This window comes from Tunturiibacter gelidiferens, from assembly GCF_014201335.1.
GTDB classification, from domain to species: Bacteria; Acidobacteriota; Terriglobia; order Terriglobales; family Acidobacteriaceae; genus Edaphobacter; species Edaphobacter lichenicola_E.
Genome location: NZ_JACHEB010000012.1, coordinates 158,525 through 172,670, shown reverse-complemented (window position 1 = coordinate 172,670; position 14,146 = coordinate 158,525). Strand labels below are relative to the sequence as shown.

At 60.5% G+C, this 14,146-nt stretch carries 10 protein-coding genes; 5 read left to right on the top strand and 5 right to left on the bottom strand.

What is annotated here, in order from left to right; all coding sequences use genetic code 11:
• The first annotated feature begins 81 nt into the window (after nucleotides 1-81).
• Nucleotides 82-843, top strand: a complete 762-nt coding sequence (locus tag HDF14_RS21660; RefSeq protein WP_183980842.1) for a hypothetical protein — start codon at nucleotides 82-84, stop codon at nucleotides 841-843.
• A gap of 43 nt (nucleotides 844-886) precedes the next feature.
• On the opposite strand, the gene HDF14_RS21655 is transcribed toward HDF14_RS21660, so the two are convergent.
• The gene (locus HDF14_RS21655; RefSeq protein ID WP_183980841.1) at nucleotides 887-1,717 is read right to left on the bottom strand and encodes a response regulator; all 831 of its coding nucleotides are present in this window, start codon (nucleotides 1,715-1,717) and stop codon (nucleotides 887-889) included.
• 233 nt (nucleotides 1,718-1,950) lie between these two features.
• Here HDF14_RS21655 and HDF14_RS21650 point away from each other — a divergent pair, with 233 nt between their 5' ends.
• The 3 genes from HDF14_RS21650 (at nucleotide 1,951) to HDF14_RS21640 (ending at nucleotide 4,955) form a co-directional block, all read left to right on the top strand.
• On the top strand, nucleotides 1,951-2,679 hold the full coding sequence (locus tag HDF14_RS21650; protein ID WP_183980840.1) for a DUF4440 domain-containing protein: 729 nt from the start codon (nucleotides 1,951-1,953) through the stop codon (nucleotides 2,677-2,679).
• Nucleotides 2,680-2,712: 33 nt separating this feature from the next.
• Entirely contained in the window at nucleotides 2,713-3,633 is a 921-nt protein-coding gene (locus HDF14_RS21645) for a hypothetical protein (protein WP_183980839.1), read from the top strand.
• Nucleotides 3,634-3,794: 161 nt separating this feature from the next.
• Nucleotides 3,795-4,955: a heme-binding protein gene (locus tag HDF14_RS21640; RefSeq protein ID WP_183980838.1), complete on the top strand. Its 1,161-nt coding sequence runs from the start codon at nucleotides 3,795-3,797 to the stop codon at nucleotides 4,953-4,955.
• Nucleotides 4,956-5,015: 60 nt separating this feature from the next.
• On the opposite strand, the gene HDF14_RS21635 is transcribed toward HDF14_RS21640, so the two are convergent.
• The gene (locus HDF14_RS21635; RefSeq protein WP_183980837.1) at nucleotides 5,016-10,934 is read right to left on the bottom strand and encodes a choice-of-anchor D domain-containing protein; all 5,919 of its coding nucleotides are present in this window, start codon (nucleotides 10,932-10,934) and stop codon (nucleotides 5,016-5,018) included.
• 103 nt (nucleotides 10,935-11,037) lie between these two features.
• Complete coding sequence (locus HDF14_RS21630) at nucleotides 11,038-11,700, bottom strand: HAD family hydrolase (protein ID WP_183980836.1); 663 nt, start codon at nucleotides 11,698-11,700, stop codon at nucleotides 11,038-11,040.
• Between the two features lie 83 nt (nucleotides 11,701-11,783).
• Between HDF14_RS21630 and HDF14_RS21625 the strand changes: the two genes are divergently transcribed.
• Entirely contained in the window at nucleotides 11,784-12,962 is a 1,179-nt protein-coding gene (locus HDF14_RS21625) for a pyridoxal phosphate-dependent aminotransferase (RefSeq protein WP_183980835.1), read from the top strand.
• A gap of 57 nt (nucleotides 12,963-13,019) precedes the next feature.
• On the opposite strand, the gene HDF14_RS21620 is transcribed toward HDF14_RS21625, so the two are convergent.
• Nucleotides 13,020-13,649 carry an MBL fold metallo-hydrolase gene (locus HDF14_RS21620; protein WP_183980834.1) on the bottom strand — a complete coding sequence of 210 codons (630 nt, stop codon included), beginning with the start codon at nucleotides 13,647-13,649 and terminating at the stop codon, nucleotides 13,020-13,022.
• A gap of 111 nt (nucleotides 13,650-13,760) precedes the next feature.
• Entirely contained in the window at nucleotides 13,761-14,060 is a 300-nt protein-coding gene (gene secG / locus HDF14_RS21615; RefSeq protein WP_183980833.1) for a preprotein translocase subunit SecG, read from the bottom strand.
• Between the last annotated feature and the right edge of the window lie 86 nt (nucleotides 14,061-14,146).

Genomic DNA, 14,146 nt, shown 5'->3' with positions numbered 1-14,146 from the left:
CTCTTTTCCTGAAGTGTTCTTTTCCTGAGCGACGGTTCGGGAGGATAATGGCTTCGCTTTCTTGTAAGGAGGAGAGCCGTGATGAGTTTGGTTCGCTTTGAGAGAGCAACTTTGCTTGCGCTGTTGAGTGGCTTTGTCTTTTCTGTAGCCGGGATGGCTCAGCTAATGCCTGCGCCGCCGCAGGTGCCCCAGATTCCGCAAGGACCGCCGATGCCGAGCATGCCGACGATGCCTGACTCGCAGGTTCCGCAGGGACCGCCGCCGGATATGCCGCAGCAGAGACAGCAACAGCAGGATCAGGAGCGAAGAAATAATCAACAGGGATCGGCGGGGTTTCTGGGGGCTTGGTGCGCGCAGGGAGATCCTTCGAAGCAGGCTTCGATCAGCAGCAATGGACCGATGCTGAACCTGACGAATGAGAGTGGAAGTACGTCGATTGGGAATATGCAAGGGAACAACCAGATCGTCGCCCCGGAGTGGCAGTTTGTGACGGGGACGTTGAGTGGAGATGGGCGGCGGATTAACTGGTCGAATGGGACGTTCTGGGCCCGGTGCTACGGCGGTGGCGGTGGTGGGGGAGGTGGGTATCGAACGCCAAATTTGAATGGGAACTGGTATCCGAATGGGAATCGATCGCTGCAGTGCTCGATTCAGCAGCGGCGGGGAAATCTGACTCTGCAGAACGAGGTTGGAGACAGAGCTACTGGATCATTCAACGGCAAGTGGAGTGTGACGACGAACTGGCAGGGAACCAGGATCACGGGGACGATAAGCAGGGATGGGACCCGGATCGATTGGAGTAATGGGACGTACTGGATTCGGTATCGGCTTTACGGGCAGTGAGATCTGCTTCCGCTAGTACGATCGAAGGGGGCGACGCAAAGATCTATGCGGGAAGCGCATCGACGATCGACTCCGCCAAATAACTCTTCATTGCCTGACCCAGTTGTGAATCGATCTCGTCGGCGATTGTCATGACTCCGATCAGCACTACGCTGAAGTCAATGTTCGCGAGGTTTTTCTGCAGGGTGTTGAAGACGCTGACCTGGAGGATGCGCGACTCCTCGACCATCATGGCAGCGGTATAGCCTTGTTTGCGGCGGGCGGTACCGTGCTCTTTGGCAGTAGCCGAGAGCATCTCTTTGGTGCCAAGAGTTTTTAAAGAGCGAAGACGCAGGACGAGATCCTGGAAGACTTGAACCAGATGGCCGGAGCGTAGTTGGAATGTCATTGGAATTGCCATCAACGACTCTTCCTTTTCGACAAGTTCGTACCAGTCTCTGATGGTGCTTTCGGTGGAACGTTCGAGAATGGTGGCGACACTCTCCACCAGGCGGGTACGAGTCGGGCCGACAGCGAGCCGCTGTTTGATGGCATCCACCAGCATGTTTACGTCCATCGGCTTGACTAGAATTTCATCAGTCTGGAGCAGGATCGCCTGCGCCGCTGCGTCCATGTGGGGAAACGAACTTAGCAGTATGGTGACAGCTTTTGGGTTGGCATGACGCATAGCGCTGACGACGGTGAGGCCGTCTCCCGCACCGGGCATGTGAAGATCGCTGAGAAGGACGTCGAAGACCTCGGAGCTGATGCGCTTGAGAGCTTCCGTTACCGTTGCAGCAACCGTCACGTCAAAGCCGTGTTTTCTTAGAATGATGTCGAGGGTAAGGAGTATTGTCTCGTCGTCGTCGACTAATAAGAGCTTCGCGGGGGCCATCGTTCTTCCTTCCAGGAGTCCGCGAAGAGCTGAAGTTTGCGCTCGGGGGCTTCTTTAGAGTACTCCTATGTGGTCTGTCCGACAGAGTGCAATGAAACGATATGGTTTGTCTGCGGGTCAGTGAGCTGTGACGACGAGGCAGAGGGTGACTGTCTGGCTTAGCTGGGCACCGTTTTGGGCGGCGTACCTACTTGTGCAGAACGTCGGGAAGGTGTTGTCTAAAGGAGAGTGAGATGAAGCCAGGTTTGGTTGCTTCGTTGGTGGTGGCGGTCTTCGTGTGTCCGGTAGCGCGTGGAGTGGATATACCGAAGATTACTGAGGTGGACCTAGTTCAGCGGACACAAGAGCTTTACGATGCGGTTGGGCCCGGTAATCAGGCGCCCTGGAAGAAGTATGTCGCGGACGATGCGATGTTCTTCGATGAGAAGGGCAGGGCGATGGACAAGGCAGCACTGATGGAAGATCTGCAGCCGTTGCCTGCGGGCTACAGCGGGACGATTCGGGTGGTGCATCCGAAGTCGCTTCTTGCGGCTAACGTTGCGATTTTGAGTTACGACTGCGATGAGGTGGAGACGGTGTTTGGACGGGAGCTGCATGCCCGGTATCATTCGACGGATACGTGGTTGTATCGGAATCAGGCGTGGCAGATAGTTGCGAGCCAGACGTTGCGGTACTACGAAGATCCGGCGGTGGGAGAGGTTCGGGAGGCGCTGTTGAACGACTATGTGGGTGCGTATGAGTTGGCTCCCGGGAATGTGGTCACGGTGACTCGGCAGGGGGGTGAGTTGTATGCGGAGCGCAACTTGGGGAAGCCGTATCAGCTTCTGCCGGAGTCTCCGGATCTGTTTTTTCGTGCGGGAGTGGAGGGGCGGCGGCTGTTTCATCGTGATGCGGCGGGGCATGTAGACATGATGATCGACCGCAGGAATAACGAAGATCTGCTTTGGAAGAAGATTCGATAGCGCGTCAGAAAGTTTGATTAGGAAGAGGTGTTTGTGCCGCCGAGTACTAATATCTGGATTTGCGCTGCGGGAGTGATCGTTCTTGTGATCGGGTTTGTTGCTGCGAGAAGAGAGTTGCAGGCGGCGGCGGGGCCGGACAAACTTGTTGCGGTGGGAAGGGTGCTGTTTGCGGCGCCGTTGGCGGCATTTGGCGTGGAGCATCTGGTGCTCGGCAAGGTGATCATTGGGGCTGTTCCGGTGTTTATGCCGGCGCGTTTGTTCTGGGTATATTTCGTGGCCATTGCGTTGATTGCTGCGGCTTTTAGTCTGGCGCTTGGGATACGCGTTCGTTTGACTGCGACGCTGCTTGCGATCATGTTTTTTCTGTTTGTGGTGATGCTCCATGTGCCGAATGCGGTGAAGGGGCACGACAGAATCGTGTGGAATGTGGCGCTGCGGGATCTTAGTTTTGGTGCAGGAGCACTGGCGCTTGCGGGGTATTTGTGGAGTGGGGCGCGGGATCGCGGTGAGAATGTAGCGGTGTGGATTGGGCGCGTGGTTTTTGGTGTTGTGCTGATGGTGTATGGCGTGGAGCTGATACTGTTTCCGCAGTTTGCGCCGGGGGTGCCTTTGGGCAAGTTGACGCCGTCGTGGGTGCCGGGGCCTCATGTGTGGGCGTTTTTGACGGGGGTGGTTTGTATTGGTGGCGGGGTGGCGATACTGACTCGCAGATATTGCCGTGATGGGGCTACGACGGTGGGTCTGGTGATGACGCTGCTTACGCTGTTTCTTTATCTGCCGATTTTTCTGATGGCTTCTGGGGTGCCTGCGGGGTTGGAGGGGGCGAACTACGTTTGGGATACGTTGCTGTATGCGGGGGCGGTGTTGCTGGTGGCGGAGGGCGCGCCGAAGCTGCGTTCGCAAGATGACGTGATGCTGCGTGATGAAGTTAGGAGCCCCGTGGTTGTCAGGTAAAAACGAGTAACGAAGTGTAAGTGCTGATCACCATTATGTTGTGACTCCTTCGGTCTTCGACCGAATCTCTCCTGTGTCCGTTCAACGGACGCAAGTCGCCAGGCCCTGAACAGTTCGAGATTTCAACGTGCTGACCTTGATCAAGGTCACGAGGAGACACTATGCAGTTTGAGAGAATATCTTCCGTACGAATTGCCCCTGATAACGCGACAGTCCTGAAGAATCTTGGGCTTATCGCAGACCTCGCCGGAACATGGCGCGGTAGCGGCTTCAACCTTATTGCGCGTCCGAACTTTGAGGGAAACGAAAACCTTTACCTTCAACTCAATCAGACGCATGAGAGTCTTGTGATTGAGCCGATCGGATCTTCGATTCCTAATCGTGGCTTTGGACAGGATGATATTGAACTGTTTGGGCTGACGTATCTGCAGAAGATAAGCGATGCGCATCATGGAGGCGCGTTGCATATCGAGCCGGGGATATGGGTAACGCAGCCAGCGACGACTTATCCACCGGAGACTTCGCCGGCGGGAACGCAGATCGTGGCGCGAATGGGAAATATTCCGCATGGAAATTCGCTTTTGGCGCAGGGTGTCGCAACGGCATTCAATGGACCGCCGACCTTGAAGAGCTCGTCGGCTACGTATGCGTTTTCGGCTTTCCCCTCTTTCAACAGCACACCTTTTCCTGTGCCGCCTGCACCAGGGGTTCCTATCCTGAATGCTGATGGCTCGTCAGAGCTGTTGACGGTGCCGGTTCCTCCGCGGTTCGATGAATACAACCTTGCGATTGCTGACAGTGCAACAAATCCGCGTACACCCTTTGGCACGACGGAGCCTCCTTTGCCGGCGAATATCGATGGGGTGGCGATGCAGGATGTGGTCAACGATCCAATTCGTTTGCTGCAGGCGAAGATCGATGACCAGGTGAAGAAGGGATACACGTTCGAAGGAACGGCTCTCAACATCGCGACGCAGGCAAAGATTACATTCTTCCAGAATGCGAATAGCAGTCCTACAGCAGTTCCGCTGCCGCCTACGGTGGTGGTGAATGTTGCGAATGGCGCGGGCGGAGCAGAGAATATTTTGTTTCTGGAGGGCGGCGAACCGACTGGGGCGAAGGGGCCGAACGCAGATACGGCGCTAGTCTATGCAACGTTCTGGATTGAGAAGGTGAAGCATCCGCAGCATGGAAGCTTCATGCAACTTCAATATGTGCAGAACGTGATTTTGGGCTTTCCGATTCTGAAGGCTCTGCCTACTGTGGTGCCGATTGGATGGCCACATGTGTCGGTCGCTACTTTGAGGAAGTCGTTCAACTAGGTTGTTAGAAGGTTCATCGCGGGCGTCTGCTTCAAGATTAGAAGCAGGCGCCTCGGTGCGTTATTGGGCTGTGACGACGAGGTTGAGGGTGACGGTTTGGGTGAGTTCGACACCGGTGGTGGAGGTGGCGGTGACCTGGTATTGATAGGTGCCCGGTGGGGTGAAGCGGAGGTTGGGATCGGTGCCCCCTCGGCCGCAGCCGGAGATCCAGAGCGCGGGTAGGGTGAGGAGGATTGCGAATAAGAGCAGGCGGGTGGGGTGGGGTTTTTGCGGGCTGCTTGATTTTGATTTTCTGAAGAAGAGGAACGAGAGGGGCAGGAGGCAGAGGAGGGTGCGGTTGCGCGTGGCGTGAGTGTTTTGGGAGGTGGTGGGTGGGACGTCGGCTACGGTGTTGATGTTTGCGATGGAGTTTTGTGCTGCGCCGTTGAGATTGATGCTGGAGGGGAGAAGCGAGCAGGCGGCGTAGGGGCCGGGGGTGACGGGGGTGCAGTTGAGGATGACGGTACCGCTGTAATTGGATTGCGGGGTGAGCGTGAGGGCGTAGTCGGCGGCTTGCTCGCTGGGGATGGTGAGGGTGGCGGAGGGGCCTCCGTTGACGGTGAGGGTGAAGGTGCCGTTGGGGACGCCAGTCCCGGTGAGGGGGATGTTGAGGTTTTGGAGGCCGGTGTTGGGGTCGGTGGAGGTGATGGTGCCGTTGCGTGGGCCGAGGGCGGTGGGAGCGAAGGTGACGGTGAGCTTGCAGCTGTTGCCGGGGGCAATCGTGGTGGAGGTGCAGGGGACGGTGATGGCGTAGTCGCCGGTGACGGTGAGGGCGACGTTGGTGAGGGGGCCGGTGCCGGTGTTGGTGAGGGTGAGGGTTTGGGCCGCGGAGGCTCCGATGGCGATGCTGCCGAAGTTGAGAGTGGTGGGGACGGCTTGGAGATGGGACTGGATGCCGATGCCTTGAAGGTTGGCGATGATCGGCACGTCGGTGAGGGAGGTATGGACACTGAGTAGGCCGCTGCTTGCGCCGGTTTGGGTGGGCGTGAAAGTCACTTGGGCAGTGCAGCTGGTGGCGGCGGCGAGAGTGCCTCCGATGGTGGGGCAGGCGCTGGCTACGGTGTAGGGCGGACTGGCGGCGAGAGCGAAGTTACTGGCGGGGGTGGCGCTGGTGTTGGTGATCTGGACGGGGAGGGTGGCGCTGCTGCCGAGTTGGACGGAGCCGAAGTTGAGTGAGATGGGTGTGACGGTGATGGGGGATGGAGTAGCGATGCCGAGGAGGGAGATGAACTCGAGAGCGGTGCTGGAGTCGGAGACGATTTCGAGGGCGGAGATGCGGTTGGTGGTGGTGTTGGTGGCGACCGGTTGTGGGGAGAAGGCGATGAGGATGGTGCAGCTCTGCGAGGGGACGAGCGTGGCGCAGGTGGATTGGATGGTGAAGTCCGGTATGAGGTGGATGGGTTGGAAGTGCAGGGTGGTGGTGCCGGTGTTGGAGAGGGTGACGGTTTGGGTTTCGGTGAGGTTGCCTACCTGGGTAGGGCCGAAGGTGAGGGAGCTTTGCGAGAGCGCGTAGGAGACTAGCGGGGCGGCGTTTGAGGGAGCGGATACTGTGATGGGGGCGGCGCGGCCGGTGAGGGTGAGGAGGTCGGGGGCGCTGAGAGCGTCGCTTTCGATGATGAGGGTACCGGAGTCGGGTGTGGCGGGGCCGGGGGTGGTGGCAGTTTGGTTGATGGGAGTGTAGGCGAGGGTGGTGGCGCAGCTTTGGTTGGGGGCCAGGGTGTTGACGCAATTGGTGGCGGCGATGAGGAAAGGCCACTGGCTGGTTAGGCGGCGGATGGTGAGTGAGGCTGTGCCGGTGTTGGTGAGGGTGACGGTTTGGGTGGTGCTTTGGCCGGAGGAGACCTGGCCGAAGTCGAGGACAGTTTGCCCGGGGATGATGTTGCCGGAGATGGTGAGGGTCGCGGAGCCGATGCCGAAGCCTTCGACAAAGCCGAGGCCGTTGAGGGTGGCGGAGCCGTCGGTGGGGGTGGCCTGGGCGAAGAGGGTGCCGGTGATGTCGCCGTTGGTGAGGGGGAGGAAGGTGATGTCGAAGTTGCAGGAGGCGTTGGGGGCGAGGGCAGAGCAGGCGGGGCCGTTGAGGAGGAACTGGCGGGGGAGCGCGATGTCGAGGGCGAGGGATTTGGCGGTGAGGTTGGTGATGGTGAACTGGCGGGTTCCGCCGAGGGTGCTGGTGGGGGCGGAGCCGTAGTTGGCCTGGTTGGGGATGATCTGGAGGCCCGCGCTCTCGGTGGTGTAGGCGCCGCTGAGCTGGACCGAGTAGGTGGTTGGGCCGGTGGCTGAGCTGGTTACGGGGATCTGGAGGGTGTCGGTGACGTTGGCGTTGGTGGGGACGAAGTTGACGGTGATGGTGCAGATGGCGGCGGGGGCGAGGGTGGTGCAGTTGCTGGTGGAGGTGAAGCTGGCGGTGGTGTTGGTGGGGGTGGCGATCTGGAGAGTGGCGGAGCCGGTGCTGGTGAGGATGATGTTTTGTTGCGTGGAGGAGAGGCCGGGGACGTTATTGAAGATAAGAGCGGTGGGGTTGAGGGCGAGGCCGGGGTCGGGTGAGCCGAAGCCGGTGAGGGTGGCGGTGATGGGGCCGGTGGAGGCCTGTAGGGTGAGGGTGGCGGTGCGTGCGCCGGTGGCGGTGGGGGAGAAGTTGACGTTGAAGAAGCAAGAGGCGTTGGGCGCGAGAGGGCCGCTGCAGGCGGAGCCTCCGGTGGGGGCGTTGCTGAGGGCGAAGTCGCCGGTGGAGATGGGGGCGGTGAGGTTGACGGTGGCGGTAGTGAGGTTGGTGAGGGTGAAGAGTGAGGGGGCGCTGGTGCTGTGGACGGGGACGGTGCCGAAGTCCTGCGTGGTGGGGCTAAGGATTAGGCCGGAGAGGGCTACGCCTGTGCCGGTTAGGGTGAGTGGGGACGGGGTGCCGGAGGCGGAGGAGGTGAGGGTGACGGTGGCGGTTTGAGTGCCGGGGGTGGAGGGGGTGAACTGCACGCCTAGCCAGCAGTTGGTGCAGGAGCCGGTGAAGGTCGAGAGGAAGGCGGAGGTTGGAGGCTGGCCGTGGCCGAAGCCGATGTCTTCTACGAGGATGGCTCTGAAGTCGGGTGCGGAGGTGGTGGCCGTGAGGGTGCTGAAAGCGGAATTGACCTTGTACCACTGGACTGACGGTTGGCCTACGAGAACGCTGCCGAAGGCGAGGGTGTTGTTGGGTGCGGTGACGATGGCGGTGCCGGTGCCGCTGAGGGTCACGTAAGACGGAGAGGAGTTGCCGGCGGCGACGGAGAGGAGGCCCTGGCGGGTGCCTGGTTGCGATGGCGCGAAGGTGAGAACGACGGTGCAGGTTGCGTTGCCGGCGAGGGTGGCGGTGCAGTCGGTCGCGTCGGTGAAGTCGCCGGTGAGGGTGAGGGCGAGTGGAAAGGGGACGACGCCGATGTTGCTGATGGTGACGGTTTGGGTGGTGCCGGATGTGCTGGTGACGAGGACGGCGTTGGAGAAGTTGATGGTGGCGGGGGTGACGGTGAGGTTGGGGTTGGCGGACTGGCCGATGCCGGTGGGTTGGGGGTGAGTGGCGCCGGTGATGAGGACGGTGAGGCCTTCGTCGAGGGTGAGGGTGGTGGAGTCGGCTGACGGGGCTACGGGGGATTTGTAGGTGATTTCGAGTTGGCAGACGATGTGGGGTTCGAGCGTGGTGGGGCAGTGATCGGTGAGGGTGAACGGGTCGGCGAGAGTGACTGCAGAGTGGGTGATGGCGTTGGCGGAGTTGTTAGAGAGGTAGAGGTAGCGAAGCAGTGTGGGGCTGGCGTCGGAGCCGGTGCCGAATTGGGTGCCGAAGTCGATTTCGGTGGCGGAGAGGTTGAGGTCGGTGGCCTGGGAGTAGGCGGTGAGGAGGGCGGAGTCGGTGCCGATGGTCCACGGGATTTGGGCGAAGCCGTCGCTGGCGGAGGAGTTGGAGGGAGTGAAGCTGAGGGTGATGTGGCAGGTGGAGTTGGCGGCGAGGGTTTTGGTGTTGCCGGTTACGACGAGGCAGTCGCTGGAGGATTCGGCGAAGGTGTAGGGGGTGGATTGGTTGCTGCCGAGTTGCGAGGGGAAGGTTTGCGGGGCGTTGCTGAGATTTGTAACTGTGATGGTTCGTGTGGCGATGGGGCTGGTCGCGGTTTGGATGCCGAAGTCGAGTTCGCGCGGGGAGAAGACGATTGCGTTTGGTGTGGCTGTGGTCGCGGGGAGCGTGACGGTTTGCGTGGTGGCGTTGCTGGCTTGGGCGGTGACCGTGCCGGAGTTGCTGCCGGTACTGGTGAGGGCGATGCTGCAGTCGGCTCCGGGAGCGAGCGTGGTGGGGCAGTCGGTGGCGAGGGTGAAGTTTGTGGCTGTGAGTTGGAGGTTGGTTACGGCTAGGCTGCCTAGGTTGCGGAGGGTCAGGTTGGGGGAGTCGTCGGTGGAGATAGCTAGGCTGGGCGCGGCGGTGGTGGGGTTGAGCTTCGCGAGGTAGGCGGCAGAACCGGCGCAGAGGCTTCCGGTGCAGGAGCCGGTGGTGAGTGCGGCGGAGCGGAGGGGTGAGGGGAGTGCGGTGGTTGGCGTGTTGAGGAGCGGGAGGTCGTAGGTTTCGGTGGCGAGGAGGCTGGAGCTGGCGGTGGGAGAGGCGCTGCCGGCGAAGGTGGGTTGGCCGAGCGCGTCGACGGTGAGGCCGGTGAGGGTGACGGGGGCGCTCGCGAAGGCAAGGTTGGTAGTGGGGATTCCGCCGAGGCGGATGGTTTGGTCGATGGTGTTTTGTTGCGTGATGCGGAGGGCATAGCTGTTGCCGATGGTGGAGAGGGCGTTAAGCGGGAGGAGCCAGGCGGGGTTGTTGCCTGTTGCCGAGACCCAGGCGGCGCCGGAGGGTGCGGGGGTGACGGAGGATTGTGTGCCGGGGGCGAGAAGTTCGGAGGTTATGAGGGTGCTGCCGTCTAAGGAGAGACGGAGGAGGGTTTGGTAGTTCGTGTTGACTAATGGAGAGGAGACGGAGGCAATAGGGAACTGGCCGGGGGCGATGGAGCCGGTGAGGAGGAGGTTCTGGGCGACGGGGTCGATGGCGAGGGAGGAGATGCCGGGGCCGGGGATGAAGGTGGAGAAGACTATTCCGTCGCCTGCGGGGGTGAGCTTGGTGAGGAAGCCGGAGGTGGTGGTGAGGATGTCGGAAATGATGGCGGAGAGGGTAGGGTAGCCGGTGGAGGTGGTGTAGCCGGCGATGTAGGCGTTGTCGGAGGGGTCGGCTGCGATGGCGGCGGGTGCGGTGTTGCCGTTTTGGCCGCTGAGGTAGGTCGCGTAGAGGAGGGTGGTTCCGGTGGGGTTGAATTTTTCTACGAAGCCGTTTTGCAGGGAGCCGGAGGCGGGGGACTGGATGATGCCGGAGGGGCTGACGGGAAGCGTGGAGCCGAAAATGCTGCCGGTGACGAAGACGGCGTCGGAAGTGGCGGCGATGGCGGAGGCGGCGGTGCGTGGGCTGCCGGTGTAGGTGAGGAAGATCGGATTCAAGTTTTGATCGAACTTGCCGATGAAGGAGTTGATAGATGTATCGGCCGCGCTGGGAAAGGCTGCGCCGGAGGTTGTGGTGAGGGTGCCGGAGGTGGTGGTGCCGGTGATGTAGAGATTGCCTGCGGGATCGGTGGCCATGGCTAGGCCGATGTCGCCGCTGGAACCTAGGTGTGTTTGGGCGAGGACGTTGGTTGCGGAGGAGTCGGTTTTGAGGAGGCGGATCCCGTCGCCCTGGTCGAGCAGGAGGTAGAGGTTGCCGGAGGAGTCGGACTGGATGGCGTTGAACTGTGCGTAGTGGGCGTTCGAGGGATTTGGGTTTGATGAGCCGAGCAGGCCGGTGAAGAGGAGTTGTTGGGGGCCGGTGGTCTGTGCAGCTAGGGCCAGGGAAGAGATCAGGAGGAGAGCGATGAAGCCGCAGAGACCGGCAACTGTACGTCGGAGAGAGAGCGGTGTCTTCATGTTTTGTTAGCTGCGGGCAGTACGCTGGTGCAGCCTGACCTTAAATATTCCTTGCGCAGGAGCTGTTGAGGTGGAGGAATTGGGGAGACGCGTTACCGAGGTACTATAGCTTCCCGTTTTGGGAAGCCGTATTCCGCTCAAGTTGTAGGAGGTAGTCGAGTCCGCGGGCGTGCATCTCCTGCTCGAAGGCTGGGTGAGTGGAGTACTGGATGGCCTGCATGCCGGCGGCGATGGCGGCTTCGATGTTCTCGGATCTGTCGTCGAGGAAGAGGATGTTTTCGGGAGGAGTTTGAAGGCCCTGGGCGGCGTGCAGGTAGATTTCGAGCTCGGGCTTGGCGAGATTGACGGCGTGGGACCAGATGTGGTGGTCGAAGGATTCGATCCAGGCGTGACGGGCGCGGAGGCCAGCTTCCATGGCGTCGGGCATGTTGGAAAGGATGCCGGTGGGGATGCCGGCGCGTTGGAGTTCGCTGACCCAGGCGAGCATGGGCGGGTTGAGGGTGGACCAGTAGTCGGTGTCGGCGGCGACGAGGTCGGCGAATTGTTGGGGCGTGAGGACGATGCCGGCGCCTGACGCGGCGGTGTGCCAGAAGGACTCGGCGTTGAGGTCGCCGCGGTCGTAGGCGTGACGGTGTGCCCAGTACTCGCGGTGGAGGATTTCTTCGCTGAGACCGGTGAGGGAGAGCATGCGGGCCCAGGCGGTGGGGTCGGGTGGGCCGGAGAGGACCATTCCGTAGTCGAAGAGGACTGCTTTGATTGGAGGCATCAAGGGCAATTGTAAGGGAGTCTGGACTTTGTAGAAGGGTAGGTATTGCTGCTTCGTAGTCGGCTGCGCATTAGGATGATTGGGTGAGCTATCGGTTCTCTGCGCGGACGGGTTGGGATGTGGGGGAGAGTGCATTTGCCGCTGCGATTCGCGAGGCGCGGGCGGCGGGGCGGGAGTTGGTGGACCTGACGGTTTCGAATCCTACGGTTAGTGGGTTTGATTACGATGCTGAGGCAGTTCTTGCGCCTTTGGCTAGCCGGGACGCGATGACGTACGATCCTGATCCTCGGGGGATGAGGTTTGCGCGGGAGGCGGTTGCGGGGTACTACGGGGATCATGGCGCGGATGTCGATCCGGATAGCGTGGTGCTGACGACCAGTACGAGCGAAGGGTATGGATATCTGTTTCGGCTGCTGTGCGATGCGGGTGATGAGGTGTTGGTCGCGCAGCCTAGCTATCCGCTGTTTGATTTTCTGGCGGATTTGGAAGATGTGCTGCTGAAGCCCTATCCGTTGTTTTATGACTATGGGTGGTGGATTGATTTTGCGGAGCTTGAGAGCAGGATTGGGCCGCGGACGAAGGCGATTGTTGTAGTGCATCCGAACAACCCGACAGGTCACGCTACGGGGACACAGGAGCGGAAGAAGCTTCAGGAGATATGTGTTCGGCGTGGGTTGGCATTGATCGTTGATGAGGTGTTTCTGGACTATCCGCTGGAGGAGGGTGCGAGGCTGGGGAGTTTTGCGGTGGGGCCGCATCCGGTTTTGACGTTTGTGTTGAGCGGGATGAGCAAGATCGCAGGGTTGCCGCAGATGAAGGTGGGTTGGATCGTGGGGGTCGGGCCGGAAGGGGATAGAGGCCGTGCGATGGGGCGGCTGGAGGTGGTGGCGGATACCTTTCTGTCGATGAACGCTCCGATGCAGAGAGCGTTGCCGGTTTGGCTGGCGGGACGGCTTCGGATCCAGGAGCAGATTCTGGATCGGGTGAAGGGGAATTTGCGGTCAGTGGTGGAGTGTGGAGTTGAGGTGCTGAGGGTGGAGGCGGGGTGGAGTGCGATCCTGCGGTTGCCGCAGAAGCTTGCTGAAGAGGATATGGCGGAGAGGTTGCTGAGAGAGGCGGGGGTGATCGTGCATCCGGGGGCGTTCTATGGGATCGCCGGAGTTGGTCGAGTGGTGGTGAGTTTATTGGGGCCGATGCGGGAGTTTGGGGAAGGGATCCAGAGAATAAAAACGGTAACAGGGTTGAACCACGGTAGTTACTAGTTCATGTGATGCGTCTAAAGCTGTGCTTTCTGTTATGCGTGTAACTAATTCTATTTATTAGTCTTGTAGGAATGGATTTGAATCGCGTTCTGTGCCGATGGTGGTTCGCGAGCCGTGGCCGGGGATGACCGTCGTGTCGTCTGGCAGGGTAAGAAGACGCTCATGGATCGAACTGAGAAGCTTGCGGGTGTTGCCGCCGGGCAGGTCGGTGCGGCCGACGGAGCCGGCGAAGAGCGTGTCTCCGGCGAGGAGGAGGGATTGGGTGGGGATGTGGAGACAGACGCTGCCTTCAGTGTGGCCGGGGGTGTGGAGGATGGAGCCGGTGAGGCCGGTAACGGCGATGAGCTTGCCGTCCTCGAGGGTGTCGTCGGGGGCGGAGACGGTGGGGCTGGGGATGCCGAGCCAGCTGGCCTGAATGTCCATCATTTTGACCAGGGGGAGATCGTGCTGGTTGTAGAGGATGGGAGCGCCGGTGAGCTGCTTGAGGCGATGCGCTCCGGCGATGTGGTCGATGTGGGCGTGGGTGATGATGATTTTTTTGACGGTGAGGCCGTGGGTGGCGAGGACGGCGATGATGCGCGGAATGTCATCGCCTGGGTCAACTACGATGGCTTCGCGGGAGTTCTCATCTCCAAGGATGGAGCAGTTGCATTGCAGCGGACCGACGGTGAGGATTTCGTGGATCATAGGTATAGGGGCTCGGCGCTTTCGACGATTGTCTGTGTGTTAGTTGATCTTCGAAGGTGAAATGAAAAATGCGCAAGCCGGTGGCCTGCGCATTTTGGAAGACTGAAAGGACTACTTCTTCGCCGGCGTCGTCTGGTGGGTCGGGTGCGCGGTGCCGGAGAGGACGGAGTGGTCTCCGCCAGCGCGGGACAACAGGATCGTCAGGCCGATGGAGGTGAGCATGAAGACGATCGCCGAGTAGGTGGTCAGCTTGGTGAGGAGGTTGGCTGCGCCGCGAGGACCGAATGCGGTCTGCGAACCCTGGCCTCCGAAGGCTCCGGCGAGGTCGGCGGACTTGCCTTGCTGCAGGAGAACGACACCAATGAGAAAGAGACAGACGACAACATGAATGATGACGAGAAGAATAACCATCGGAGCTGCTTGGTACCTCTTGAGCCCGGAGACATGTCCGGAAAATGTTCGGATGGGTGCGGAGCAGGGAGTTGATCTCGTCTGCT